Consider the following 26,286-nt stretch of genomic DNA (forward strand, 5'->3'; position numbering starts at 1 on the left):
GTATGAATCTTTTCATATTCTCGTACTCTCGTCCCTTTCCCATTTAATTGTCTTTAATTTTTTAATTTGCAACTTCGCACGAAATGTCGCTATTGAAATGACCGTCGCATAAACTAAAAACTTAAACAACGCTTTCTCTTTGATGGCTATTTTAAACAAAGAAGAAAAACTATTACCGCCAGTAGTCGGTGAAGTAAACTTCTTCTTCAATTCCATATTGCCTAATTTACTTCTCGTTTTGATTTTAATAAGTGACCAAATTGTTCTTGGACTCATTACGACAGAATAGCAAGAAGGAATTGTTGTCAAGTTAGCTGAACCTAAAGTTCCCTTAACATAGCCATCATCAGCGATAACTTGTGGGAACTTCCCTAACATAGCACGGGCCTTTGGAGAAATAAGATATGCACCAGAATTAACCATGCCAACTCGATAAGCTGGAGTAAGTTTCAAAAAACTGTAGTACATGTTTGTTAACAAGCTACCATCTTGAACTATTTTTGTCTTTGGAGAGGCAAATAAATACTGCTCACTTTTAATAAACCTTAAAATACTTCTAATACTTTCCGTGCTTATGATCACATCAGCATCTTGAACAAGCACATGTTCAAACTGAGCAATTTCAAGCCCTTTATTTATAGCTAATATTTTTGAGCCAGTATCAAGCTCGACTACTTTAAATGAAGGAAATTTAGCTCTAACGAACTCGGCTGTATTATCAACACAGCCATTTGGCAAGACAATTACCTCAACCTCCAAACTCGAAAAATTCGTTAATTCGGATAACGTCCTTTCAATACATTTTTCTTCATTATATGCAGGTATTATAACTGTCAACATTTTAAGACCCTTATACTATAAAATATTTCGACCAATAGAATAATAACTAAAGCCTTTATTTTTTAGCCTCTTAGGTTCGAACAAATTACGTCCGTCGAAGATAACTGGAGTCGTTAGTAATAACTTTATCAACGAAAAATCAGGTGCTTTAAAATTTTGCCACTCAGTACAAATAACAAGAGCATCTGCATTATTTAATGCTGATTCTTTGGTTCCCATAAAGCTTAAATCATTTCGTGCGCCATAAATGCGCTGAGTTTCTTCCATCGCTTCAGGGTCATATGCTTGCACTTTTGCACCGGCAGCCCAAAGTTGTTCCATAAGTACTCGACTTGGTGCTTCTCGCATGTCATCAGTGTTTGGTTTAAAGCTCAAGCCCCACAAAGCAAACACCTTGCCTTTTATAGCATCAGGATTGTTTAATAAATCGAAGTGCTTCGTAATATATTCGAATAATTTATGCTTTTGCGCATAATTAACGGCTTCAACAGCTTTTAAAATTTGTGAGTCATAACCCAGGCTGTCAGTTGTTCGAACCAGTGCCTGAACGTCCTTAGGGAAACAAGAGCCACCATAGCCACAGCCTGGATAAATAAACTGGTAACCAATCCGAGGATCTGAACCAATACCATGGCGTACATGCTCAATATCAGCACCAACGCGCTCAGCAATATTTGCCATTTCGTTCATAAAACTAATTTTGGTTGCAAGCATACAATTAGCAGCATACTTAGTAAGCTCAGCGCTTTTAATATCCATTACGATTATTTTTTCGTGATTTCTATTGAATGGCGCGTAAAGTTCACGCATTTGCTCTTCTGTATCAGCTGAGTCAGTGCCAATAATTATACGGTCTGGACGTTTGCAGTCATTAACCGCTGCACCTTCTTTTAGAAATTCAGGATTTGATACAACCGAGAAAGTTAAACCACTTCCACGGTTATCAAGTATCGACTGCACAGTCGCTTTTACTTTATCTGCAGTGCCTACAGGAACCGTTGATTTATCAATAATAACTTTGGGCGTTTCCATGTAAGTAGCGATTGTCTCCGCTACTTTTAATACATATTTTAAATCTGCAGAACCATCTTCGTCAGGCGGAGTCCCGACAGCTATAAATTGTAGATCACCAAACTCAACCCCAAATTTAGGATCGGTAGTGAAAGTTAAACGACCTTCTTCAAAGTTTTTTTGTACTAAAGGCGTCAAACCTGGTTCGTATATTGGAATTATTCCGTTCTTTAAATTTTCTATGCGTGTTTCATCGATATCCACACAACACACATCATGACCAGCGTCAGCAAAAACTGCGGCTTGAACCAAGCCAACATACCCAACTCCGTAAAAAGTTACTTTCATTTTATCCCTCTTATGATGCGATGAGTTCTTTTACATGTTTTGTAAATTCTTCACCCAGTAGGCTTGATTGCATCGCATACTCTACGTTAGCGAGCATATAGCCAAGTTTTGAGCCACAGTCGTGTGACTTACCTTTTAAATGATATGCTTCAATTTTCTCGATATGACGTAATTGCAACAACGCATCTGTTAGTTGAATTTCACCTCCAGCCCCAGCGGGAGTACACTCTAATAGATTCCAAATAGCTGGAGATACAACATATCTGCCTGTTATTGCAAAATTGCTAGGGGCAGCGCCTAGCTGAGGTTTTTCCACCATATTAGTGATAGTTGCATTTTCACCTGCCTTAATTGTTTTACCGCTAAGATCAACAACACCATAATTTTGAACCTGCTCATACGGAACAGGCTCAACCATTATTTGATTATGTTGGCTCTGCTCAAATTGCCTGATCATGTGTGCTAAATTATCAATCTTAAGGTTTGACTTATATTCATCGATAATTACATCCGGTAACAAAATAGCAAATGGGTTATTACCAATTATTGGCCGAGCTTCAAGTATTGCGTGCCCAAGTCCTAGGGGGGCTGACTGGCGCACCGAAATAATACTGACCCCTTTAGGAATGATTGAACGGACTTCCTCAAGCAAACTGCGTTTTACACGGGCTTCAAGTGTAGCTTCTAACTCAAAACTAGTATCAAAATGGTTTTCTATGGCATTTTTTGAGGCATGTGTAATCAGAACAATTTCTTTGATGCCTGCTTGAACAGCTTCATTTACAACATATTGGATAAGAGGTTTATCAACTAAGGGGAGCATTTCTTTGGGTGCTGCTTTAGTAGCTGGTAACATACGAGTACCCAACCCAGCAACAGGCAAAACAGCTTTTGAAACTTTCACTAGCAATCCTTTTCTATAACTTCATACAATATAGCTATCGCTGATAATCTATTAGTTTCAGCGAAACTTTGAAGTGCTACAATCCATATGGACCGTTATTATACACAACACAAACAACGGCTCAATATAAAAAAGAAGCCTTTTAGATTGTTTTTTGTTACCGAAAAGTTAACATTAAAGGTTTTGCTTTTTTTATAACCTATCATTTTAATTTTAATGGGAATATAATCACCCTGTTTATTTTCTAGAGATGGTATTGTGCGTATAGGATTTTGCATAATTATATTTGTGTCTTTTTTTGTTTGTGCACAGGACATGCTATTGCATTTGCGTAACAGCGATATAATTACCCGTGCAAAACAGTTATACGGAGATACTGGCCATCACAGAATAAAAACATGGCTAAGTTTTATTGATGATTCTGCGAAAAAAAGCGAATGGCAAAAAATTCATTTAGTTAATGACTTTTTTAACACACATATAAAATACAAAACCGATGAAGAGCTGTGGCAAAAGAAAGATTACTGGGCCACTCCACTTGAGAGCCTTGGTGTGGGTATGGGTGACTGCGAAGATTATGTTATTGCTAAATACTTTACATTAATAGCACTCGGTGTGCCTGAAGAAAAAATAAGATTAATGTATGTACGCCAACGCACAGTTAACCAACCACATATGGTACTTATATACTTCGAAAAACCCAACCAAATACCACTCGTATTAGACAACTTTGATACTAAATTGGTACCCGCAAACAAACGCAACGATTTAAAACCTATATACAGCTTTAATGGCCAAGGCTTGTGGTTGGCCAAATCTAAAGGCTTAGGAAACAAAGTTAAGAATAGCAATGGCGTGTCTGCTTGGAACACTATGCTAGAAAGAATTGAACAAGGTGAGCTTGCGCCTTCAAATAGTAACAATAAAGGAACTAGTAGTTATGTCTCGAATCTTTAAAGATGGCTTAAGCTTAAAAACTCAAGTATATAGCTTGATCATTTTAATTTCTGTTACATCATTTTTTGTACGTGTTTTTACTGACGTAGATACCACCCGTCATTACCTGCAAACACAAATGGCCAGCCACGCTCAGGATACAGCAACTAGTTTGGGGCTTTCCATATCACCTTATTTAGAAGATGATAACATAATGATTGCAGAAACTATGGCGACCGCTATTTTTGATTCTGGCTATTACAATGAAATAAAATTTACTGATATGCAAAATAACGTCGTATTTCAGTTACAAAATCCGAAACGTGTTGAGTCCATTCCTAGTTGGTTCATTAATCTCTTTGAATTGAGTGCCCCAACGATGCATTCTGAAATCAATAGCGGCTGGATAATAGCAGGTACACTGGATGTTTCTAGCCACACCGGCCAATCATACTTGACCTTGTGGCAACACATGTTGCGTAGTCTATACAGTTCATTCTTATTGCTTGCAGCATCCTTAGCTGTGGCATTTTTAATTTTACGCGCTGTGTTCAAGCCTTTAAAAGCAGTGGAAAATCAAGCTAAATTAGTCACTCGTAAGCGCTTTACTCTTAATGAAGAAATACCTGTTGCACGTGAATTACGTACCGTGACTCAAGCTATTAACAACATGGTGAAGAACTTACAGAGTACTTTTGACTCATTAACCAAACAAACTCAAACGCTCACAGAACAAGTATACATAGACTCAATAACTGGACTTGGTAACCGCAAGTCATTTGAAAATTACTTTCACTCAGTCGTAAATAATATTTCGGATGACTCACCCATAACGGCAATGATGCTTACCCTTCCCTCATTAAACAACATAAACCAAGTAGTGAGTTATCAAGATGGTGACCAACACGTTATTGATGCTGCTGAATTGCTCACACAGTCTGCTAGCGAACTACCGAATTCATCAGTATTTAGACTGAACGGTGGAACTTTTATACTATTGGCTCCTTACGATTCTGTGTTTTTAAATAAAGTGCGTCTGGAACTTAATGATAAGCTAAGCCAAAAAGAAAATAGCTTGCACATCAACGGTTACGCAAACTTAGCACTCGTTGCTATCGAAAAAGGGGCGAGTATTGGTGAAGTCTTGTCATTACTGGATACTGGCTGCACAACTGGCGAAGATAATAATATAAGTTGTAGTGATAAAAGGTCACTATTTAGCGTTAATCAATGGCGCACCCTAATCAAGTCAATTATAAATGCAGGGGAAGTAAGCTTTTCTATTCAACCGGTAAAAAAAGCAAACAAAGCTAATTCACAGTGTTATTTTGAAGTTTTTGCACATTTCACTCACGAGGGCGAAAAAGTAAATAATGCACACTTGTTTGCCATGGCTGAAAAGTTAAACTTAACCGAAGAGCTCGATAAAAAAATTATACTGAACTTTGTCAACATTAAAGAACGATACCCAGATGAGGTATTTGCATTAAACATTAGCAAGACTTCGTTGTACTCAACAAGCTTTATAGAATGGTTAACTTTGTTCTCCCAAGCGAAACCCGTTATTAAAACTAACTTACTGTTTGAGCTTCATGAAATAAGCTTGCTTTATAATGTGCACGTAGCCTCTTTACATATAGATGCTATAAAAGAGCTGGGCATTGGGGTATGTATCGAGCATTTTGGCACAAGTTTGACCTCATTCAAGTATTTGCAAGGTCTTGATATAGAATATGTTAAAATCGATGGCAGCTATATTCAAGATTTAGTAACTAACCCACAAAGTCAGTTTTATATCCAGACTGTTAATAATATTTGCCATGGTTTTGGTATTAAAGTTTTAGCTTGTTTAGTTGAAAAAGCGGATACTTTAGAAATGCTTGAAAACTTAGGATGTGATGGTTTACAGGGTAATTTGATACTGCCTCCATCAAAAATTATTAAATCTAATAATAATGGCGTGAATAAAGAGTTTACTTTTTGCGCCGATGCGTTAAAATTTTGCAATTAGTACTCAACCAAGGGACGAGAAATGAAAAAATTAATTTTTGCTAGCTTAGTCGCTAGCGCAACTGCTATCACAGCCCTTCCAACCTACGCACAAACGGACAACGATGCTGTAGTTCAAGAAGTTAGCACAAATAACATTATCGACGTTCTTAATAACGCAACAGCAGAAACCTCTTCGGAGCAATTACGTGAAGATTTAGTTGAAGCGATTAGACGTATTTGTAAAAACAAGGAAGAGATTAAATTAGACGACAAACTGTTTAAAGGTGCTTGTGGTTCTGCAGATATGGATGCAATGGTTGCTACGGTTGTTGCAAACTTTGGTGTTGACAGCCCACTGATCTCTGACTTTTTAGCAGCACTTTCTGATGCAGGTTTTGATAGTGATGCAATCACTCTTTCTGCAATCACCGCTGGTATTGATCCGACTGTCGCATCAGAAGCAACAGCAGCGGGACCTGGTGCCGGCCCTGCACCTTCACCGGTAGTTAGCTTACCAACTCTTCCTACACCTCCAGGTGCTGGTGGTACAGGTGGTGATGCTGGTATCTCTGAAGTAGAGAATTAATCTGCACTTTTAGTCTATGTAAACGCAGCCAATCGGCTGCGTTTTTATTTTGTTTGAGTTTATTTTGAATCGTTTTATTTTCTTCTTTATTTGTTTAATCTTATTTTTACTTCCTCTACCTTTGGGTAGTTATAGACCTTGGGCAGTCTTAGCTATAGGCATTTTAATCTGTTTTAATTTTCTTACTCACCTTGCTAACAGTGCTTTAAATAGTGACCAAGCGCTATTCCCTCCTCGCTATAGTTGGCCTATATTGGCAAGTTTGAGCCTCGTCATTCTAGTATGCTTTGCTCAACTGTTAAGCATTAGCATTGATCCATTTCAAACTAAACAGATGTTATTAAAAAGTACATTTCTACTCATGCTAAGCTGGTTAATATTTACTTATTGCAATAGTACACAGAAGATTAAGGCGTTAATTTACACTGTTATTTTCGCCGGCGTTTTTCAAGCCTTGTATGCTACTTACTTAAACTTATCACCAGATTTAGTGAGTCCCCTTTTTGGATATAAACACACAGATCGCGCCATTGGCACATTTACTTATTCTAATTTTTTAGCTAATTACTTAGCCCTGTGTTTATGCTTAGGTATAGGTTTATTAGTTAGCGAGTTAAAGCGTACAAAGAACGACTATAAGCTCTCTTTTAAACAAAAATTACGTGCACTTGCAGAAGTGTCCCTGAGTTCTAAAATAATCTTACGTGTATCTTTAATTATCATTATAGTAGCGCTCATTTTAACTCGTAGCCGGATGGGTAATTCAGCATTTTTTATTGCTCTTGTAGTCGTTAGCTTATTGGCATTATTTTTTTATAAGCAAAAACCAAAAGCATTTAAGCCACTTATCATCAGTTTTTTTATAATTGATTTAATTGTAGTTGGGGCGATTTTTGATGTAGAAAAAGTCAAGCAACGCATAAGTGAAACCAGCTTACAATCTGAAACACGTGATGAAGTAGTTCGCGATTCAGTGCCACTTATTTTAGATAAACCATTGCTTGGCTCTGGCGGTGGTACATTCTATACGGCGTTTCCTGCATACCAATCTCAGCCTTACTCTGGATACTACGACAACGCCCATAACGATTACGTACAGTTTGCAGTTGAGCTAGGCATACCTACTACATTATTGTTAGGAGTTCTTGTTTTGTATTGCTTGTGGTTATGCATCAATACGATGCGAACTCGCAAAACAGCATTGTATCAAGGCGTTGCTTTTGGCTGTGCTACAGCTATTGTCGCAATGATGCTACACTCATCAGTCGACTACTCACTGCAAGCTGGTGCAAACTCAATCATGTTCATAGTTATTTTATGTTTGGCTATATTAACTAATCAATTGCCTGCACCGAAGCGAGTAAGAAAAAAGTAGAAAGGTTATAATCGATATCAATTCGCTAAAATTTGCTGAGTTGATAGAACTCGCTCACTTAAATTACTGCTCTTCTAAATCAAACTCTGTGATGCGATTATCAGCATGAATGAGCTCGTAGCGTTTTAATAAACCACTGTCGAGCTCAATTAAGCTGATTGCCGCATCACTCACCAAGTACTTTTGGCCTTCTCCTTTCGTTTTGTGTTTATCAACTTCCATTTGCCAACGCTTAGTAAAAAAGTTAAGTGGGCTTTTTGGCGCGTAGAGAATTGAATCTAGTTTATCTAACACATTGATAAGCTTTCGAGGAAACTCATTTTTAATGCCACTAGCAGTGAGCTGCCAAATACGGTTTTTATGTTTACCAAAGCGTTTTTGCACAGAGAAACAAAAGGAGTAATGTACATCACCAGAAAGAATCAAGGTTTCTTTTGGCGTATCTTCACGACGGAATGTATCCAACAACTTTTTGGCCGAGCCCTCATGGGCCATCCAATTTTCTACATCGACAAGTAAAGGCTGACCACAAAAATTAAAAATCGCTTGGATTGCTTCAATTGATTTAACACCAAACACTGGGGCTGGGGAAACAATAATCACTTTATCGTGAGATAATAAGCTTTCTTCCAATTCCGTAAGCCTCTCCCAATCAAGTAATCCTGAAGGTTCATTGAAGTTTTGCTCATTGCGCCAACGGTGAGTTCGGGTATCCAGTACCACCACTTTGGGTATGGTATTAAGTTCGTAGTGCCAATGATTAAAATCTAAAATGTGCTTATCGAATCCCTTAAAATCCCATAGATTAGTTGAAAAACTTCGCTTAAATGCAGGCAAAAGCTCAAATGTTTTGTCACCGGCATCATTACCAATCCCTTGCATTAGCCAGTAACTAATTAAGCCATTATTTACAATACGCTTACTAGCTGGGTGCTGATAGATAGCTTGCTCCCACCCTGCTGTTAAATTCCAATCATCAGTGACATCGTGGTCATCAAACATCATTAATGTTGACACATTCGCAAATAATCTTTCAACACTACGCAGGCCTTGTGCGAATCCAACCAGCGCTTCTTTTTCAAGTTTAAATAAATTAGCGTATTTAGGGGGCAATGCAGGACATTCGATTGCGTCAAATTCAATTAACTGCCAAGTAACCGCACTAAAGTTTAGTAGATAAAGCGCTATAAACTCTTGAAAATGAATTAAGTGATTCTCAGCTTTTAAGCTTGAAAAATGCGGTTCGTCTTTTTTAAGCCAATAACCAACACCAAATTTGCTTCGTTTTTGCCAAGGCACCTTAGGTAAGTTTAAATGGCGCTGGTAAAGTTGCTGCTCGAACCCTGTTGGTAAATCTAAATCAAGCTCAGCCTCTTCAAACAGGCCAAATAAACTAATCACTTTTTCAATCGCGAGTAGCATGGGCCCTGCTACGTCATCCGCGTATATTTGGTCGCCAGATAACAGTAATAAGTCAGCACCTGCATTAAGCGACTGACGCTGGTCATTTTGCCAATTATCTGCAGCAACGAGACTGTCTTTTGCGGGGTGATGAGGGTTACGACACGAGCCATGAAGAATTCTATCGAGCCTATTAGGGATCACAAATGCAGGAGATTCCGCACGTTCATAGCAATATGCTGACAAATCAAGGCAATTTTCTTTATCATGCAATATGTAGTAGATCAGTGAGTCAACCGCAAATTCGCCACTGGCAGGCATTACATTGATAAAATTTAAATAAATGTTTTGCCCAAGTTGGATAGACTCAAAGTTTGAGAAGGTTTCAACACCTGTGAACTCAATTCGGTATTGGCAAGGCGTGGTAGTAACAAACTGAAAGCACACTCGCCCTGCATCTGCACGGCGTACCATTGGCCCCATAATTAGCTGAGGTAAGTTCGATACGCCGCTCACTATTATGCCCTTTTAGCTTGCTTAAACAACGAGTAAAAGTTATTGGTTGTTGCTTCGGCTAACTCGTTGAAACTAAGCCCCTTCAGTTCAGAAATATAATAAGCAACATCTTCAACGTAGGCAGGTTGATTTGTTTTACCACGATATGGGACAGGCGCCAAATAAGGAGAATCTGTTTCTATTAATAAACGGTCAAGCGGAATTTGCTTAACAACATCTTTTAACTCAACTGCATTTTTAAACGTAACAATACCTGAAATTGAAATATAAAAGCCCATATCAATGGCTTTTTTGGCCATATCCCAATTTTCGGTAAAGCAGTGTAATACCCCCCCGCATTTCTCTGCGTTGTGTGAACGCATTAAGTTGATGGTGTCTTCTCGAGCATCTCGGGTATGAATAATAAGCGGTTTATTAAGCTCATTAGCAACTTCAATGTGGCCAACAAAACTTTCTTGTTGAACAATATGTGTATCTTTTGAGTAGTAATAATCAAGCCCTGTTTCGCCAATCGCAACCACTTTGTCGTGACTGGCAAGGTTGATCAGTGTTTGCTTATCAAGCGCATCCTTTTGATCTAGCGGGTGTACCCCACAAGATGCTGATACATCAGGGTAATTTTTGATTTTATCCAACATGCTTGGAAACTGATCTAATGTAACGCTAACACAAAGAAAATGCTCAACTTTTTTCGCCCGTGCATTTTCTAACACTTGGTCTAAATTAAGGTCGAGTTTATCGAAATCAAGGCGGTCTAAATGACAATGTGAATCTACAATCATGGTACAACTTTTATTACATGGTATAGGTCGGATTGCCTGAGTTTAACATAGTCCCAAGTAGTTTTTCGATTTTAGCATTCAAATTGGTTTTATCATCAATAAAGCTTACACCGATACCTGGTGGATTAGAGCTCTGAGCCCCTTGAGGTGTAATCCATGTAACCTTACCTGTAATTACATCATCTTCAAGTGCATCAGGTAATGTTACTTTTAATGCTAATGAATGCCCCATTTCAAAACGCATATTCGTGCGAACAAATAAACCACCGTTTTTTAAGTAAGGCATATAACAGCGATATAGCTCGTCTAAGTCTTCAATATCTACTAGTAATTCTTGCACACTATGTCCTAATTTTGGCTCTCACGTAAAGTCAACGCTAATTGTGAAATGGCAAGTGACATATTTAAGCCAAGCACATGAGAACTATTGTAAAGAAACTCAGAAAGTGCAGTTTGTGCTTTTTGATAGCTAAAAAAGTCCATACCTAATACTAATTGCGTTTTAAGGTGTTCAGTTAAAAACAGAGCAAATACATTAACAAGACTATGATCTTTATTTAATATATCGACTAACGTGCTGAAATTATGGCTGTCTTTTATCTCAGTTGCAAATTTATAAAGTAAGTCAACAGAGCCTAACTGATGCTCTTTATGCCACTGCTCCACTAAAAGCGGTTGACTAGCAAATAATGCTAACCAAGAGTAATTAGGAATACTTAAAGAGGCTAACCATTGTGTCGTAATTGAACTATCAACTTTGACTTCATGCACAGCACAGCGACTTAGAATAGTCGCGGGCAATAAAGCTGTTTGCTCACAGGTTAAAAGCAAATAACGGTTTAAGCTTGGCTCTTCAAGTGTTTTTAATAAGGCATTCGCTGCCGCAGTGGTCATTTTATGACATTGTTCAAGAACAACTACTTTGTTGCCATTTTGTGCCGCGGAATGATTAATAAAGTGAGTGATATCGCGAATTTCATCAACACCAATTGTTTGTCCATCAACTCTCACAATTCGCTTATCTGGATGCGTTCCTGCTTGATTAAGCTGACAACTTTTACAATGACCACACGCTCTTAATTGCACAGGTGAAGCACATAGCAGACCATCGGCGAGTGAATCGACTAAATGTTGTTTACCCACCCCTTTATCACCATTAAACAGCTGTGCATGATGAAAACGCTGCTGCGAAAAGCTATGGGCTAATTGCTGATAAAGACTTTCAAGCCATGGCAAAGGCATATTAGTTTAATCCAGCAAAAAAGTTGTCAAGTACAGTAATTATTGCCGCATGCACCTTGGGCATTGTTTGGTTTGCATCCACTGTTTTGATACTACTGTCAGTTTTAGCAATTTCAAGGTAGCGTGCGCGAGTGCGCTCAAAAAAGCCTAGCGCCTCTTGTTCAATACGGTCAAGTTCACCACGGCCTTTGGCACGAGCAAGACCGACAACAGGGTCAATATCTAAATAAATGGTCAAATCTGGTTTTAACCCTTTTAATACCATATCAGCTAAAAATGATAACTTAGTTTGCTCAATGCCACGACCACCGCCTTGGTAGGCTTGTGATGAAAGATCATGGCGATCGCCTAAAACCCATGTGCCTTTCTCAAGGGCAGGATTAATCACATTTTCAACTAACTGAGAACGTGCAGCGTACATAATCAATAACTCAGTTTCACCCGTTACTTGTTCTGTGTGATCTTGCTTAACAATATTGCGAAGTTCTTCAGCCATTGGTGTGCCACCAGGCTCACGCACATTCATAAAATCGACTTGTTTGTTCTCTAAATAAGCTTGGCATACGGCTATTGCCGTTGATTTTCCAGCACCTTCGAGGCCTTCAATCACTATAAATTTCGCTGTCATATGACTCTATTCTGGTTATTTGTTCAACTGGTACTGCTGCACAGCACGGTTATGCTCTTGTAATGTCTTCGAAAATTGATGGCTACCATCCCCTTTCGATACAAAATATACATACTCAGACTCAGGTGGGTTGACCGCTGCAAGCAAAGCTGCTCGAGATGGCATTGCAATCGGTGTTGGCGGTAGTCCTTTAATTTTGTATGTATTATACGGCGTGTAAGTAGTTAGATCTTTGCGCTTAATATCTCCGTCGAAATTAGCACCTATACCATAAATCACGGTTGGATCAGTTTGCAGTCGCATATTGCTTTTCAAACGATTAGTAAACACCGCTGAAATCATGGGTCGCTCGCTTGCAAGGCCTGTTTCTTTTTCAATAATAGAAGCAAGAATCAACGCTTCATAGGGCGAATTTAATACTAAATCTTGCGCTCGATTTTGCCACGCTGTATCTAATTCTTGCTGCATTTTACTGTATGCACGTTTTAATAAGCCGCTGGCGCTATCTTCACTATGGTAATGATAGGTGTCAGGAAATAACCAGCCTTCTAAATTTTCTTGTGTGTTACTTATCTGCGTCGCTAAATTTTCTGTATCTAAATCTTGGGTTAAATAGGCTTGCTTTTGGATATTGGCAACGACGTCACGAAGTGGCTGACCTTCAATAATGGTGAAGCTAAAGCTTACTTGTGCGCCTTGATTGATGCGGCGAATATTATCAATAACAGCGCTTGTATCCAGTTCATAAAGACCCGCTTTTAAATCAGTAAGCGTAGGATCTAATTTAGCGAGTACTTGAAACTTAAAGCAGCTATCAACCCAGTGATTTGTTTGCCATGCTTGGCAAAGCTGATTAAAGCCAGTGCCACGCTCTACTTTGAATAAAGTATTGTCTTCAACTTTTAACGGCATTTTCAATGCTGATTGAAGTTGTTGATAACCAATACCACAACATAGCAATGCTAATAATAGCACGCTAACAATGACTTTAATCACTGACTCTCCTTGGCAAATTGCGCCTTTAATAATGCTTTACTGTACGTAATATCAAACTGTGTATCAGCAATGTTTGCTACAGGAACCACGCCCATTAAACTGTTACACATAAACACTGCATCCATCGCTAAAAACTCATCAACTTGGATTGCTTTAAACTTAATGGCTAACTTATCACATAAAGCGCTTAGATAAACCCCTGTGATGCCACAGCAGTCTAACTTGGGGGAAACGATTTGACCGTCTTTAATCGCAAATAGATTTGCTGCAGAGCACTCAATCACATTGTCATCATAATCAAGCACTATAACGTCATCACACTCGATAGAGTGCATGTGATGTTTGATAAGCACCTGCTCTAAGCGATTCAAGGTTTTTAGTCCAGCAAGTAAAGGTTGATGTGAAAGCCTGATATCACTGATTGCAAGGCTTACACCCTGCTCTTGCCAATTTTTATAATGTGAAACCTGAGGTAATACGCTGATCAGCACTTGGACAGTTGGCTCGTCAGGTAAACCATAACCCCGTCCACCTGCGCCACGGGTCACGACAACTTTTAATATGCCACTGCGTGTATCGCAAATCGCTTTGTTAACTACTTGCTCTATTTCGTTTAAATCTAATTCAGGGAAAAATAATCGCTCAGCGCATTCAACTAAACGCGCTTTATGTAAGTCCCAATGCTCAATGCAAGCATCAACAATAGAAGCTGTTGTAAAAAAGCCATCACCATAATTTAAACCACGATCTTGGGTGCTTATTGTGGAATCTGAATTGGTTATTTTTATTGTCTGTTTTAATTTGCTCATACAAAAAAGCCCAGTTAAACAACTGGGCTCTTCTTTTTAGTCCGTTGTTAAAAAGAATTATACCTTTTTAAACAGCAACGAGCCATTAGTACCGCCAAAACCAAATGAATTACATAGTGCGTAATCCAATTTAGCGTCACGTGCAGTGTGCGGTACATAATCTAAATCACAGCCTTCATCAGGGTTATCAAGATTGATAGTCGGGCTTACTTTCTGATCAACCAATGACAAGATAGTAATGATCGACTCTACCGAGCCTGCCGCACCTAACAAGTGACCCATCATTGATTTAGATGAACTTACCATCACATCTTTCGCTGCATCACCAAAAATAGTTTTAACGGCTGATGTTTCGGCTTTATCACCTGCATTAGTCGATGTACCGTGAGCATTAATGTAGCCAACTTGGTCTGCATTAACTTTTGCATCGTTTAGTGCATTTTCCATCGCAAGGGCTGCGCCAGCACCGTCCTCTGGTGGAGACGTCATGTGATATGCATCACCACTCATACCAAAACCGACCAGTTCAGCATAGATTTTCGCGCCACGTGCTTTAGCATGCTCATATTCTTCCAGTACGATAACACCTGCACCATCAGCAAGCACAAAACCATCACGGTCTTTATCCCAAGGGCGTGATGCTGCTTGTGGATCGTCGTTACGAGTTGATAATGCACGTGCAGCGTTAAAGCCACCCATGCCAATTGGTGTCGATGCTTTTTCAGCACCACCGGCTACCATTGCATCTGCATCGCCGTATGCAATCATACGCGCAGCATGACCAATGTTATGCAGGCCTGTGGTACAGGCTGTAACGATTGAAATATTTGGACCACGTAAACCGTGCATAATCGATAAATGACCAGAGATCATATTGATAATGGTCGAAGGCACGTAAAACGGAGAAAGCTTACGCGGGCCGCTGTTTAATAGTTTAATGTGGTTTTCTTCAATTAAAGTTAAACCACCGATACCAGAACCCACTGCTACACCAACACGAGTGGCGTTTTCTTCAGTGATCTCTAGACCAGAATCTTGTAGTGCTTGTACACCCGCTGCAATGCCATATTGGATAAACAAATCCATTTTCTTTGCATCTTTCGGTGACATGTAAGCTGATGCATCAAAGTCATTCAGCAAACCTGCGAATTTGGTGCCGAAACTTGAGGTATCGAAATGCGTGATAGTTTGAATACCACTTTTACCGTTTAACAAACCTTGCCAAGTAGATTCAACATCATTACCTAGCGGTGTCAACATTCCTAAGCCAGTTACGACGACTCGACGTTTAGCCACGGGTTGCCTCCAATAAGGAAATTATTTTAGGTGGGGTGTATACCAAATTTATTAGTATCATTCTTCAGATAGACTAAGGGCAGCGTAATGCTGCCCTTAAAATCAAAATGCGTAAAATTACTCAGCGTGAGCTGTAACGTAATCGATTGCAGCTTGAACTGTAGTGATCTTTTCAGCTTCTTCGTCTGGGATCTCAGTATCGAACTCTTCTTCAAGAGCCATTACTAGTTCTACAGTATCAAGTGAATCAGCACCTAAGTCATCTACGAAAGAAGCTTCATGTTTTACTTCTTCTTCTTTAACACCTAGTTGCTCAATGATAATTTTCTTTACGCGTTCTTGGATGTCGCTCATTCTTCTTTCCTTTATTAAAAACGCCAATGCGTTATTTTCAGATTGCGGCGTAGTTTACGCCGCATAATTCTGTGATTCAAGGATTTGCTGATAATAACTTATCTGGTCAAACCTCTTGATTGGTATTTGTTCATTTATCGCTTATTTTCACAGCGAATTCAAGTATGTTTAAAGCAAGATCACAAAAAATTCAATATTTTTCGATAAACTTTCGTTAGCTTTTTCAAGCTAACTTTCATTAAACCATATACATCGCACCATTTACATGCAATGTTTCACCTGATACATACGCCGCTGCATCTGACGCTAAATAACACACTGCTGCTGCGATTTCGTCAGGTTGGCCAAGGCGACCTGCAGGTACATTTGCAAGCGTAGCTGCTTTTTGCTCTTCAGTCAGCTCGTCAGTCATATCGGTTTGAATAAAACCGGGTGCAACAACGTTTACTGTAATACCACGTGATGCAACTTCTCGCGCTAATGACTTAGTAAAACCAATTACACCCGCTTTCGCTGCAGCATAGTTAGCTTGACCCGCATTACCCATCGTGCCCACGACAGAACCGATATTAATGATACGGCCGTTTTTCTTTTTCATCATAGGGCGTAAAACAGCCTTAGATAAACGGAAAATTGAGCTTAGGTTAGTATCGATGATGTCATCCCACTCACCGTCTTTCATACGCATTAACAAGTTATCGCGAGTGATACCAGCATTGTTAACTAATACGTCAATATCACCTAAATCAGCCTTGATAGCAGCAAGTGTTGCCTCAATCGACTCAGGTTCTGTAACGTTAAGGGCATAACCTTTACCGTTGTCACCTAGGTATTCACTGATTTTAGCAGCACCTGATTCGCTTGTTGCAGTACCGGCTACTTTTGCACCTTGTGCAACTAACGTCTCTGCAATCGCTTTACCAATACCACGACTTGCCCCAGTGATAAGGACAACTTTGCCCTCAAGAGAAAATAAATTTGTCATTCTATTCCTACTTATTTCGCTTCATCAATAGCAGCTTGCGTATTAACCGCAGCGCATACCATTGCTTTATCAATTCGTTTCGCAAGACCCGTAAGTACTTTACCTGGGCCAAACTCATAACTTTGTGTAATACCTTGTGCAACTAATGCCTGTACTGTCTCAGTCCAGCGTACTGGGCTGTAAAGTTGACGTACTAATGCATCTTTAATTGCCTCGCTTGACTGCGCAGCTTTTACATCAACGTTGTTGATGACATCACACTTAGGTGTATTAAATGTTAAAGCAGCTAAATCAGCAGCTAATTTCTCAGCGGCTGGTTTCATTAGTTCACAGTGAGAAGGTACACTTACTGCCAGTGGTAAAGCGCGTTTAGCACCTGCTTCTTTACATGCTTCTGATGCACGTTCAACCGCGGCTTTATGCCCTGCAATAACAACCTGACCTGGTGAGTTGTAGTTAACTGGTGAAACAACTTCACCATTTGCTGATGCTTCACACGCTGCTTTAATTTCGTCGTCACCTAAGCCGATGATTGCAGCCATAGAACCAACACCCGCAGGTACTGCTTCTTGCATGTATAAACCACGATTTTCAACGAGTTTAACGGCTTCGCTTAAGCTTACAACGCCAGCACAAACTAATGCTGAATACTCGCCTAAGCTGTGACCAGCCATAACAACCTCAGCATCAGGGTTTGCATCTAACCATTGACGGTAAATAGCAACACTAGCAGTTAAAAGTGCTGGTTGTGTACGATGGGTTTGATTTAATTCTTCTTCTGGACCATTTAGTACAAGCGCAGCGAGATCATAGCCAAGAGCCTCAGATGCTTCAGCAAATGTTGCTTTAGCAATTTGTGAATCAGCTAATAGTTCAGATAACATACCCACAGTTTGTGAGCCTTGACCTGGGAATACGAGTGCAATTTTATGTGCCATACTTTGCTCTTATAATTAAACAAAAAAATATTCTGTAGCAGGCAGCATAACAAGTTTTAACTATGCTGCACTACTTTGTTGTTGGATGTGTTTGCTCAAAAATCGCAGCGATTTTTTCAGGGAGTTGGCGTTCGACTTCCCGCGCGGCTTCATCAATAGCAGCATGAAACGCCTTCGCAGAGGCATTACCATGGCTTTTAACAACAATACCGCGCAATCCTACCAGACTTGCGCCGTTATACTGGTCGGGGTTCACCCGTTTGTAGAGCTTTTTTATTACTGGGCGCAGTAAAAAAGCCAAACTTTTGTATAAGAAATGTTTGTGTAAGGCTTTGGTGAGTTTATGCATAATAAGCTTGGCAATACCTTCACAGGTTTTAAGTGCCACATTACCTACAAATCCTTCGCACACAATTACATCGGCTTTGCCACTGAAAATATCACTGCCTTCGCTATACCCTGTATAGTTGAGATATTTACACTGCTGCATTAATTGTGCAGCTTGTTTTATTCCTTCATGCCCTTTGATGTCTTCAGAGCCAATATTTAATAAACTGACTCTTGGGTTTTCGCAATCAAGGGCCTGCCCTGCTACCACAGAACCCATAATGCCAAATTGATAAAGTGTTTGCGCATCACAATGCACATTCGCCCCTAAATCAAGTAAGTAAACAGGTGTTTTCCGTTCAGTTGGAACAGCAGAAATAAGGGCAGGACGTTTTACACCTGGCAGCATTTTTAATACGTAATGCGCCATAAAAAACAACGCGCCCGTATTACCGGAGCTTACACAGGCTTGCGCTTCACCCGATTTAACTAAATCGAGGGCAACTCGCATTGATGAATCTTTTTTAGAACGAACCGCTGAAGCAGGCTCACACGCATTTGTGACAACTTCGCTACAATGGCGAATAATTAAACGAGGATGAGATAACGAATCGAGTGCTTCGAGTTCTTTTAAAATAACTTGCTGATTACCACATAAGATGAGTCTTAAGTTGGTATTAGCATTTACCGCGTTAACGGCAGCGGGGATAGATGAACGGGGGCCATAATCGCCCCCCATCATATCTAACGCTATGGTTAGATTGGTCAGCATATAGCAATCTCTTAGTTAGAAATTACTTTAACGCCTTTGTAGTAACCGTCAGCAGTTACGTGGTGACGACGATGAGTCTCACCAGAAACTTGATCTACAGTTAAAGTTGGACCATTGATCGCATCGTGTGAACGGCGCATGCCGCGTCTTGCACGAGACTTTTTGCTTTTTTGTACAGCCATTAGTCTTCTCCTAAGAATCTTTCTTAAGTTGTTTCAAAATATCAAATGGATTTGGTTTGTCATCTTCTGCTGCTAATTTACCAAAGCTTGAAGGCTCTGATGAATAACTGCACGAGGCTTCGTTGTGTGTAGGCACTATTGGAATAGCTAAAATCAATTCGTCTTCGATTAACTCAAACACGTTGATTTCACCGTTTTCGTCCAGTTCTACTTCATCGTAACCTGCAGGAAGATGATCTGACTCTGCATCCAAACCGACTGGCGAATACACAAAGTCTTGATCCAAATCCAACCCTAAATCACCATTGCATCGTTGACAAGTAACAGTTACATGTGTTGATAAGTTACCACTTATCACTACCAAACCTTGCTCATCAATTTTGCAATGAATCTTTACCGCTATTTCACCTGCTTCCTCCTGCACAACTTGCTCTAAACGAGAAAGTTTTTCAAGCGGAACAATACCGTCATAAGATAAACGATGTTGTGCTGCTTTGCTGGGATGAAGAGTGATGGGAATTTTCACCTTTTGCATAGGGGCTGCATCATATAGATAGTTAGTAAGTTAGTCAAAGTAAAAAACCATTTTTAGTCGGTTTTTAACGATCTTCCGCTTTGTTTTCGGGTTCATTGTGGCTTATCCTTGGCGAAATACAATTTTCATCCAGAATTTTTTATGAAACCAACACTTATATTAGCCTCAAGCTCACCATTTAGACAGCAATTATTAACTAAGTTCAACTTACCTTTTCAAAGTTTCTCTCCAGAAATTGATGAATCCCCTATCGCGGGTGAAACACCTGAGCAACTAGTAAAGCGTTTAAGTGAACAAAAAGCGCGTGTAGCAACACAGCATTTTGATGAAGGTTTAGTAATAGGCTCTGATCAGGTTGCAGTATTTAACAATGCGATTTTAGGAAAGCCCCACACTAAAGATAATGCAGTTGCACAGTTATCCTCATTCAGTGGTCATACGGTTACATTCTTAACAGGTTTGAGTGTTTTTGATGTCAAAAGCAATAAAGCTATCACTACTGTGGTGCCTTTTGAAGTGACATTCAAAACACTAACACTTGCGCAAATAAATGCTTATTGCGATGCTGAGCAGCCTTATAATTGCGCCGGCAGCTTTAAAAGTGAAGGGTTAGGTATTTGCTTATTTGAAAAGCTCAGTGGCGATGACCCAAATACACTGATAGGTCTGCCACTGATCACTTTAACTAAACTGCTGGCTGAATTTGATGTTGATGTGTTAACACTGCAAGAGGCGTAGTTAAAACTTGTAGTAATTGTTGGTATGAATCAACAACACATAATGGCGTATGTTGTTCTAACTGCGCCTTACTATGGGCACCAAAACTGACACCAATACAGGCAATACCCGCAGCATTGGCCATTGCCATATCCAGTTGACTGTCACCAATCATCACAGCGTCGCGCTCAGCTATGTCTTGCTCGCGTAAAATTTGCTCAAGCATATCTGGTGATGGCTTCGACTTAGCATCGTCAGAGCACTTTACATTAACAAAGTACTTACCAAGGCCTGATTCTTTAAGTAACCTATCGATACCTTCACGCCCTTTACCGGTAGCCACCGCCAATTGCATACCTGCGTCGCTTAGCTGATTTAATACCGTTTCTACATCAGCGAATAACGGTGTAGGTGTGACATCTAACTCACGGTATTGGGCTTTGTAGCCTGCGACTAGCTCATCATTTAAATGTAAATGCGCCGGAAAAAGTGCTTCAGTCGCTTTGGTTAGCGATAAGCCAATCACATCTTTTGCTTGCTGCTCTGTTGGTATATCGATACCAAGCTGTTTGGCAGTATTTTGCAAACACGTAACAATTTTCGGCACAGAATCCATCACCGTGCCATCCCAATCAAAAATAACCAGCTTAAATTTGTTCATTATCAGCACGTAATTTTTTAATACAGTTACTTAACGCTTTGTCTAATGGCGCTTCAACATGCATCGTTGTTTCGTTTTTAGGGTGCATAAAGCGTAAATCATGGGCATGTAAAAACAAACGATTTAAACCAGTCAGCTTATTCACGTATTGGTCAAACTCTGCGACACCGTATTTATCATCACAAGCAATAGGATGCCCCTTACATTGTGTATGCACACGAATTTGGTGAGTACGGCCAGTTACCGGAGACGCTTGCACTAATGAACACTCTGCATATCGCTCAAGCACCCGAAAACGTGTGTGCGATGGTTTACCTTCGGTGTTATCAACCCTCACAACACGCTCACCTGATTTTAAGGTGTTTTTACGAAGTCCTTCGGTAACATTTTTAGTTTTAGCATCCCATTGACCATCGACTAATGCCCAATAGTTTTTCTCCATGGTTTTTTCACGTAACTGCTTATGTAAATCAGTCAGCACTGAACGACGTTTAGAAATGAGCAAACAACCCGATGTATCGCGGTCTAAACGGTGCACAAGCTCTAAGCTACGCTCTTCTGGACGAAGTACACGCAGTGCCTCAATTAAGCCATAACTTAGGCCACTACCGCCATGCACGGCCATACCAGAAGGCTTATTAATCACCATCAAGTACTTATCTTCAAATAAAATAGCGTCTTCAAGCTGTTTAACTTTGTCGAGCTTTTTAGGTACGAACTCTTCTTTTTCAGCCACTTTGATTGGCGGGATTCTTACAACATCATCAAGTTGTAATTTATAAACTGGTTTTATACGTTTTTTATTTACTCGTACTTCGCCTTTACGAAGAATTTTATACACTGCACTTTTAGGCACACCTTTTAGGTGAGTAATAAGAAAGTTATCAATGCGTTGACCCAAATGGTCTTCACTGATGGTAACGAATGATACTTGTAAGCCGGTTTTTTCTGACATTGCCTAATCACTGATTTAAGTAAATAATTTAGTTGCTAACGCGGTTGTAATAGTGGGATAATCACTAACGCAACGTAAGTTTGCAATTAACAACGGTGCTTTTTATCACATTAATACATTCGTGATGCATATTCTGGGTTGCCGATCATACAGATCCGCGCTAAGTTTTCCAAAGCTTTTATAACTGCCCAGCCAACACGAGCGTTCAATTATCGGCGATGCGCGTAATATATTGCCTGCATAATTTGAGCACGAATGTTGATAAATGATTAAAAAAGCAATTGAACAGATAAATTGTCTGATAGTGACGACGTAAAAACGTCGTTCAGAATTTACAATTGTAGCAAGACATTGAATCACAATTTGAACATGGTCGACTTCTGGACAGAACTCGTAATAAAGAGCCGTAGATAAGAACGGCAGTTTTGGCACCAAAAAGAATTTAATAACGTGACAGCATGTTATTGTCAGCCACACCATAGACACGCTCAATGTATGCATACAATAAAGGTTTTTGACCTTAACCAGTCGTGAGATTGCACAAAAACAACCGTCAAAAGCTACTGAACAGACGAGATGAATCGTCATGTCAGCGACAGAATTAGTAGAGTAACAATATGAAACGTATGCTAATCAATGCGACGCAGCAAGAAGAAATGCGCGTTGCACTGGTTGATGGCCAGCGCCTGTATGATTTAGATATCGAAAGCCCGGGTCACGAACAAAAAAAAGCCAACATTTACAAGGGTAAAATTACCCGTATCGAACCATCTCTTGAAGCAGCCTTTGTTGATTACGGTGCTGAAAGACATGGTTTTCTGCCATTAAAAGAGATCGCACGCACTTACTTCCCACAAGGCTATACTTTCCAAGGTCGTCCGAATATTCGTGACGTAATTAAAGAAGGTCAAGAAGTCATTGTACAAGTTGATAAAGAAGAGCGCGGCCAAAAAGGTGCTGCGCTAACAACCTTTATCAGCGTTGCTGGCAGCTACTTAGTACTGATGCCAAACAACCCACGTGCTGGGGGAATTTCTCGCCGCATCGAAGGTGATGAGCGTACTGAATTAAAAGAAGCACTAAGCCGTTTAGAATTACCTAAAGGTATGGGCTTAATTGTTCGTACAGCCGGTGTTGGTAAATCATTTGAAGAACTTGAGTACGATTTAAAAGCACTGTTAGTTCATTGGGAAGCGATTCAACAAGCTGCTGACAGCGGCCCAGCTCCATTTTTAATTCATCAAGAAAGCAACGTTATTTTCCGCGCTATTCGTGACTATCTACGTCGTGATATTGGTGAGATTTTAATTGATAAAGCACGCGTATTTGAAGAAGCAAAAGCGCATATTGAGCGCTTCCGCCCTGACTTCATGAGCCGTGTGAAACTGTACCAAGGTGATGTGCCTTTATTCACACATTACCAAATCGAAAGCCAAATCGAATCAGCATTCCAACGCGAAGTTCGCTTACCGTCAGGTGGCTCAATTGTTATTGACCCAACAGAAGCATTAACGTCTATCGATATTAACTCATCAAAAGCCACAAAAGGCGGTGATATCGAAGAAACGGCGCTTAATACAAACTTAGAAGCGGCTGACGAGATTGCCCGTCAATTACGTTTACGTGATTTAGGTGGTCTTATTGTTATTGATTTCATCGATATGACTCCACCTCGTCACCAACGTGAAGTTGAAAACCGTTTAAAAGATGCAGCGCGTCCAGACCGTGCTCGTGTACAAATTGGTAAGATCTCTCGCTTTGGTCTACTTGAAATGTCACGTCAGCGCTTACGTCCATCATTAGGTGAAGCAAGCCAAGGCCCATGTCCTCGTTGTAGCGGCCAAGGTACTATTCGTTCAAATGAGTCAATTGCCCTTTCAATTCTTCGTTTACTTGAAGAAGAAGCGATTAAAGACAACACATCGCAAGTTAATGCGCAAGTGCCTGTCGCTGTTGCCGCTTATTTGTTAAATGAAAAGCGCCGTAGCGTACACCGTATTGAAAAGCGCCATAATGTTGATGTCGTAATTATTCCAAATCAACATTTAGAAACACCTCATTATGAAGTGGTTCGCTTACGCAAAGATGAAACAATTGAAACCGTAAGCTACGAGCAAGTCGTTGCGCCTGAACCAGAATCATTCGAAATGGCTAAATCACCTTCTGCACCTGTTCGTGAAGAACCTGTGTTAAAAGGTGTTGTTATGCCTACAACGCCTGCTCCTCAAGCTGCACCAAAAGCTGAACAACCGGCTCCAGCGGCTAAAAAGTCTGAAGGTGGTTTATTTGCTGCAATTGGTAAGTTCTTCAAATCGTTATTCAGCAATGCCGAAGCTGAAGCAGAAAAAGAGCAAGAAGAGAAAAAAGCAGCGCAAAGACGTAGTAACAATCGTCGCAACAACGACAACCGTCGCCGTAGCAACAATCAACGTCGTCGCAATTCTCGTAATAAGCGTCCTGATGATGCACAAGCTAAAGAAGAAAACACAAACACTTCGAATAAGCCTGAGCAAAAAGAAGGGAACGAGAACCGCAACAAACGTCGTCGTAATTCTAACAACAGAAAACGTAATGAAAAACGTAATGACGATGTAGAACAAACTACAAAAGGCACTGCTCAAGAAAAACAATCTGAGCAACCTAAAGAGACAAAGCCTAAGGTTCGTCGTCAACGTCGTAACTTGCGCAAAAAAGTTCGCGTAACAGACGAAAACGCAGATGAATCAAATACAGTAAACACTACGACTGAAACAGTTGAGCAAGCAGAGAAACCAGCTAAGCCTGCAAAAGAAGCTGTAGCTGTTGAGACTGAACAGGCAGAACAACCTGTTGCTGAAAAGCAAGTACCTACAGAACCTGTAAAAGCTGACACTGAGCCTAAACAAGCAGAGCAAGCTGAATCAGTGGTTGAAACATCAACTGAAGAAGAGCAAGCCCAACCACGTACTCGCTCTCGTCGTTCGCCGCGTCACTTACGTGCCGCAGGTCAACGTCGTCGTCGCCCAGAGCACGATGAAAAATCGAGTGATGAGAAAACTGATGCACCAGCATTCATCCCAGTTGCAGATCAAGCTGCTGCTGAATATGAAGCTGAACTAAAGGCAAAGCAAGCTCAAACTGAAGAACCAGTAAAAGCTGCAGAACCAGTACAAACTGAAGAACCAGTACAAACTGAAGAACCAGTACAAACTGAAGAACCAGTACAAACTGAAGAACCTGTGAAAGCTGAAGAACCAGTAAAAACTGAAGAACCAGTACAAACTGAAGAGCCAGTAAAAACTGAAGAGCCAGTAAAAACTGAAGAACCAGTACAAACTGAAGAGCCAGTGAAAGCTGAAGAACCAGTACAAACTGAAGAACCTGTAAAAACTGAAGAGCCAGTACAAGCTGAAGAACCAGTACAGACTGAAGAACCAGTACAAACTGAAGAACCAGTACAAACTGAAGAACCAGTAAAAGCTGAAGAACCAGTACAAGCTGAAGAGCCTACTAAAAATGAGAAAACAATTTTAGTGAAAGGTTCAGCAAGCGCTGCAATGGCTAAACCTGCACCAGTTGCAGATAGTGAGCCACAGCCTACTCCAGCAGCCATGTCGCATGATAAGCGTGTTGCTATTCCAGACAGCGGCTTACGTGCAGGTTCAATAAAGCCTGCAGGAAAAGCAAATGCTGAAATGGCAAAAACAATGCTAGTAGACTGATAAGCTTCAGCAAATAAATGAAGCCGCGTTATCAACATAACGCGGCTTTTTTTATTTTTACTGAGTTACATAAATACCAACGCACTTAATAAGTGTATTAACGGCCTAACTTAAATTTCAACCTTATTGATCTGAACTTGTGGTTGTAAGTTTGTAAAGTTCGGTAAATCTGCAAGGATCTCCTCTGCATGAGGGCTAAATGAATCCTCAAATGCTTTTAAAGAATCAAACATCAAATGTCCAATCGCGATAAAGGCAGGTTTTTCATTAATAGTCCCGCCCGATAAACCAGAGTCAACACTCACTCCAATCAACGCGTCCCCCAATAATCCTGAGACTAGTGGAAAATGAGTATTTACATAATAATTTATGTCAAAGAATGCCTTGTCACTATTAGGATACATAACACTTACTTTTATCATTGTTTTCACCTTTAGTTATAAAGTTAACCCTAGAGCCAAACACACATAAAACCTAAATAAGGCACATTAAACCTA

General features: G+C 40.1%; 26 protein-coding genes. 6 read left to right on the plus strand and 20 right to left on the minus strand.

Going from position 1 to position 26,286, the window contains the following annotated elements; all coding sequences use genetic code 11:
• Positions 1 to 12 precede the first annotated feature (12 nt).
• The 3 genes from LY624_RS09290 to galU are packed head-to-tail and all read right to left on the minus strand — an operon-like array spanning position 13 to position 3,103.
• On the minus strand, positions 13 to 840 hold the full coding sequence (locus LY624_RS09290; protein ID WP_341802837.1) for a glycosyltransferase family 2 protein: 828 nt from the start codon (positions 838 to 840) through the stop codon (positions 13 to 15).
• A 15-nt stretch (positions 841 to 855) separates the two neighbouring features.
• A complete protein-coding gene (locus LY624_RS09295) occupies positions 856 to 2,199 on the minus strand; it encodes a UDP-glucose dehydrogenase family protein (RefSeq protein ID WP_341802838.1) in 1,344 nt (447 codons plus the stop codon).
• Positions 2,200 to 2,209: 10 nt separating this feature from the next.
• Positions 2,210 to 3,103 (minus strand): UTP--glucose-1-phosphate uridylyltransferase GalU, encoded by an 894-nt coding sequence (gene galU / locus LY624_RS09300; protein ID WP_130150008.1) that lies wholly within the window; start codon positions 3,101 to 3,103, stop codon positions 2,210 to 2,212.
• Between the two features lie 258 nt (positions 3,104 to 3,361).
• On the opposite strand from galU, the gene LY624_RS09305 reads away from it, so the two are divergent.
• The 4 genes from LY624_RS09305 to LY624_RS09320 all read left to right on the plus strand — a co-directional run bounded on the left by LY624_RS09305 (position 3,362) and on the right by LY624_RS09320 (position 7,992).
• The gene (locus LY624_RS09305; RefSeq protein ID WP_130150009.1) at positions 3,362 to 4,060 is read left to right on the plus strand and encodes a transglutaminase-like cysteine peptidase; all 699 of its coding nucleotides are present in this window, start codon (positions 3,362 to 3,364) and stop codon (positions 4,058 to 4,060) included.
• Complete coding sequence (locus tag LY624_RS09310; RefSeq protein ID WP_341802839.1) at positions 4,044 to 6,050, plus strand: bifunctional diguanylate cyclase/phosphodiesterase; 2,007 nt, start codon at positions 4,044 to 4,046, stop codon at positions 6,048 to 6,050. Before LY624_RS09305 ends, LY624_RS09310 begins: the two co-directional genes overlap by 17 nt.
• A 21-nt stretch (positions 6,051 to 6,071) precedes the next feature.
• Positions 6,072 to 6,617, plus strand: a complete 546-nt coding sequence (locus LY624_RS09315; protein ID WP_341802840.1) for a hypothetical protein — start codon at positions 6,072 to 6,074, stop codon at positions 6,615 to 6,617.
• Between the two features lie 64 nt (positions 6,618 to 6,681).
• Entirely contained in the window at positions 6,682 to 7,992 is a 1,311-nt protein-coding gene (locus LY624_RS09320; protein ID WP_205989506.1) for an O-antigen ligase family protein, read from the plus strand.
• Between the two features lie 63 nt (positions 7,993 to 8,055).
• Here LY624_RS09320 and LY624_RS09325 read toward each other — a convergent pair whose 3' ends face one another.
• The 14 genes from LY624_RS09325 to yceD all read right to left on the minus strand — a co-directional run bounded on the left by LY624_RS09325 (position 8,056) and on the right by yceD (position 19,755).
• The gene (locus LY624_RS09325) at positions 8,056 to 9,912 is read right to left on the minus strand and encodes an alkaline phosphatase D family protein (RefSeq protein WP_341804398.1); all 1,857 of its coding nucleotides are present in this window, start codon (positions 9,910 to 9,912) and stop codon (positions 8,056 to 8,058) included.
• Positions 9,912 to 10,691 (minus strand): TatD family hydrolase, encoded by a 780-nt coding sequence (locus tag LY624_RS09330; RefSeq protein ID WP_341802841.1) that lies wholly within the window; start codon positions 10,689 to 10,691, stop codon positions 9,912 to 9,914. The genes LY624_RS09325 and LY624_RS09330 overlap by 1 nt, the downstream gene beginning before the upstream one ends.
• Before the next feature lie 13 nt (positions 10,692 to 10,704).
• Positions 10,705 to 11,031, minus strand: coding sequence for a PilZ domain-containing protein (locus tag LY624_RS09335; protein WP_062569227.1), 327 nt, complete (start codon positions 11,029 to 11,031; stop codon positions 10,705 to 10,707).
• An 8-nt stretch (positions 11,032 to 11,039) separates the two neighbouring features.
• A complete protein-coding gene (locus LY624_RS09340) occupies positions 11,040 to 11,933 on the minus strand; it encodes a DNA polymerase III subunit (protein ID WP_341802842.1) in 894 nt (297 codons plus the stop codon).
• Between the two features lies 1 nt (position 11,934).
• Entirely contained in the window at positions 11,935 to 12,561 is a 627-nt protein-coding gene (gene tmk, locus LY624_RS09345) for a dTMP kinase (protein ID WP_237118458.1), read from the minus strand.
• Positions 12,562 to 12,576: 15 nt separating this feature from the next.
• Positions 12,577 to 13,557: an endolytic transglycosylase MltG gene (gene mltG, locus LY624_RS09350; RefSeq protein WP_341802843.1), complete on the minus strand. Its 981-nt coding sequence runs from the start codon at positions 13,555 to 13,557 to the stop codon at positions 12,577 to 12,579.
• On the minus strand, positions 13,554 to 14,366 hold the full coding sequence (gene pabC / locus LY624_RS09355) for an aminodeoxychorismate lyase (RefSeq protein ID WP_237118455.1): 813 nt from the start codon (positions 14,364 to 14,366) through the stop codon (positions 13,554 to 13,556). The genes mltG and pabC overlap by 4 nt, the downstream gene beginning before the upstream one ends.
• Positions 14,367 to 14,423: 57 nt before the next feature.
• Positions 14,424 to 15,662 carry a beta-ketoacyl-ACP synthase II gene (gene fabF, locus LY624_RS09360; protein ID WP_130150018.1) on the minus strand — a complete coding sequence of 413 codons (1,239 nt, stop codon included), beginning with the start codon at positions 15,660 to 15,662 and terminating at the stop codon, positions 14,424 to 14,426.
• A gap of 117 nt (positions 15,663 to 15,779) precedes the next feature.
• A complete protein-coding gene (gene acpP / locus LY624_RS09365) occupies positions 15,780 to 16,016 on the minus strand; it encodes an acyl carrier protein (protein WP_016707440.1) in 237 nt (78 codons plus the stop codon).
• Positions 16,017 to 16,254: 238 nt separating this feature from the next.
• On the minus strand, positions 16,255 to 17,001 hold the full coding sequence (gene fabG / locus LY624_RS09370) for a 3-oxoacyl-ACP reductase FabG (protein ID WP_130150019.1): 747 nt from the start codon (positions 16,999 to 17,001) through the stop codon (positions 16,255 to 16,257).
• An 11-nt stretch (positions 17,002 to 17,012) separates the two neighbouring features.
• Positions 17,013 to 17,939 (minus strand): ACP S-malonyltransferase, encoded by a 927-nt coding sequence (fabD, locus tag LY624_RS09375; protein WP_341802844.1) that lies wholly within the window; start codon positions 17,937 to 17,939, stop codon positions 17,013 to 17,015.
• Between the two features lie 70 nt (positions 17,940 to 18,009).
• Positions 18,010 to 19,038, minus strand: a complete 1,029-nt coding sequence (gene plsX / locus LY624_RS09380; protein WP_130150021.1) for a phosphate acyltransferase PlsX — start codon at positions 19,036 to 19,038, stop codon at positions 18,010 to 18,012.
• Between the two features lie 11 nt (positions 19,039 to 19,049).
• Complete coding sequence (gene rpmF / locus LY624_RS09385) at positions 19,050 to 19,220, minus strand: 50S ribosomal protein L32 (protein WP_062569235.1); 171 nt, start codon at positions 19,218 to 19,220, stop codon at positions 19,050 to 19,052.
• 10 nt (positions 19,221 to 19,230) lie between these two features.
• Positions 19,231 to 19,755 carry a 23S rRNA accumulation protein YceD gene (yceD, locus tag LY624_RS09390; protein WP_130150022.1) on the minus strand — a complete coding sequence of 175 codons (525 nt, stop codon included), beginning with the start codon at positions 19,753 to 19,755 and terminating at the stop codon, positions 19,231 to 19,233.
• Positions 19,756 to 19,896: 141 nt separating this feature from the next.
• Here yceD and LY624_RS09395 point away from each other — a divergent pair, with 141 nt between their 5' ends.
• Entirely contained in the window at positions 19,897 to 20,493 is a 597-nt protein-coding gene (locus tag LY624_RS09395; protein ID WP_341802845.1) for a Maf family protein, read from the plus strand.
• Here LY624_RS09395 and LY624_RS09400 read toward each other — a convergent pair.
• The gene (locus LY624_RS09400) at positions 20,441 to 21,133 is read right to left on the minus strand and encodes an HAD family hydrolase (RefSeq protein WP_341802846.1); all 693 of its coding nucleotides are present in this window, start codon (positions 21,131 to 21,133) and stop codon (positions 20,441 to 20,443) included. The two genes, LY624_RS09395 and LY624_RS09400, sit on opposite strands and share 53 nt — an antisense overlap.
• On the minus strand, positions 21,120 to 22,088 hold the full coding sequence (gene rluC, locus LY624_RS09405) for a 23S rRNA pseudouridine(955/2504/2580) synthase RluC (RefSeq protein WP_341802847.1): 969 nt from the start codon (positions 22,086 to 22,088) through the stop codon (positions 21,120 to 21,122). The genes LY624_RS09400 and rluC overlap by 14 nt, the downstream gene beginning before the upstream one ends.
• 617 nt (positions 22,089 to 22,705) lie before the next feature.
• Between rluC and rne the strand changes: the two genes are divergently transcribed.
• Entirely contained in the window at positions 22,706 to 25,789 is a 3,084-nt protein-coding gene (gene rne / locus LY624_RS09410; protein ID WP_341802848.1) for a ribonuclease E, read from the plus strand.
• A 110-nt stretch (positions 25,790 to 25,899) separates the two neighbouring features.
• Here the strand turns inward: rne and LY624_RS09415 are convergent, their stop codons facing one another.
• Positions 25,900 to 26,211 carry an EthD family reductase gene (locus tag LY624_RS09415; protein WP_130150027.1) on the minus strand — a complete coding sequence of 104 codons (312 nt, stop codon included), beginning with the start codon at positions 26,209 to 26,211 and terminating at the stop codon, positions 25,900 to 25,902.
• Positions 26,212 to 26,286 lie beyond the last annotated feature (75 nt).

It is taken from the genome of Pseudoalteromonas sp. N1230-9, assembly GCF_032716425.1.
Lineage (GTDB): Bacteria > Pseudomonadota > Gammaproteobacteria > Enterobacterales > Alteromonadaceae > Pseudoalteromonas.

Excerpts from the sequence above, each read along its gene's own strand:
- LY624_RS09330 (WP_341802841.1), bottom strand. The coding sequence starts at position 10,691 with ATGATTGTAGATTCACATTGTCATTTAGACCGCCTTGATTTCGATAAA.
- tmk (WP_237118458.1), bottom strand. The coding sequence starts at position 12,561 with ATGACAGCGAAATTTATAGTGATTGAAGGCCTCGAAGGTGCTGGAAAA.
- pabC (WP_237118455.1), bottom strand. The coding sequence starts at position 14,366 with ATGAGCAAATTAAAACAGACAATAAAAATAACCAATTCAGATTCCACA.
- LY624_RS09315 (WP_341802840.1), top strand. The coding sequence starts at position 6,072 with ATGAAAAAATTAATTTTTGCTAGCTTAGTCGCTAGCGCAACTGCTATC.
- rne (WP_341802848.1), top strand. The coding sequence starts at position 22,706 with ATGAAACGTATGCTAATCAATGCGACGCAGCAAGAAGAAATGCGCGTT.
- rluC (WP_341802847.1), bottom strand. The coding sequence starts at position 22,088 with ATGTCAGAAAAAACCGGCTTACAAGTATCATTCGTTACCATCAGTGAA.
- LY624_RS09295 (WP_341802838.1), bottom strand. The coding sequence starts at position 2,199 with ATGAAAGTAACTTTTTACGGAGTTGGGTATGTTGGCTTGGTTCAAGCC.
- LY624_RS09340 (WP_341802842.1), bottom strand. The coding sequence starts at position 11,933 with ATGCCTTTGCCATGGCTTGAAAGTCTTTATCAGCAATTAGCCCATAGC.
- LY624_RS09400 (WP_341802846.1), bottom strand. The coding sequence starts at position 21,133 with ATGAACAAATTTAAGCTGGTTATTTTTGATTGGGATGGCACGGTGATG.
- LY624_RS09310 (WP_341802839.1), top strand. The coding sequence starts at position 4,044 with ATGTCTCGAATCTTTAAAGATGGCTTAAGCTTAAAAACTCAAGTATAT.
- LY624_RS09415 (WP_130150027.1), bottom strand. The coding sequence starts at position 26,211 with ATGATAAAAGTAAGTGTTATGTATCCTAATAGTGACAAGGCATTCTTT.
- plsX (WP_130150021.1), bottom strand. The coding sequence starts at position 19,038 with ATGCTGACCAATCTAACCATAGCGTTAGATATGATGGGGGGCGATTAT.
- LY624_RS09395 (WP_341802845.1), top strand. The coding sequence starts at position 19,897 with ATGAAACCAACACTTATATTAGCCTCAAGCTCACCATTTAGACAGCAA.
- rpmF (WP_062569235.1), bottom strand. The coding sequence starts at position 19,220 with ATGGCTGTACAAAAAAGCAAAAAGTCTCGTGCAAGACGCGGCATGCGC.
- acpP (WP_016707440.1), bottom strand. The coding sequence starts at position 16,016 with ATGAGCGACATCCAAGAACGCGTAAAGAAAATTATCATTGAGCAACTA.
- fabG (WP_130150019.1), bottom strand. The coding sequence starts at position 17,001 with ATGACAAATTTATTTTCTCTTGAGGGCAAAGTTGTCCTTATCACTGGG.
- fabD (WP_341802844.1), bottom strand. The coding sequence starts at position 17,939 with ATGGCACATAAAATTGCACTCGTATTCCCAGGTCAAGGCTCACAAACT.
- LY624_RS09290 (WP_341802837.1), bottom strand. The coding sequence starts at position 840 with ATGTTGACAGTTATAATACCTGCATATAATGAAGAAAAATGTATTGAA.
- yceD (WP_130150022.1), bottom strand. The coding sequence starts at position 19,755 with ATGCAAAAGGTGAAAATTCCCATCACTCTTCATCCCAGCAAAGCAGCA.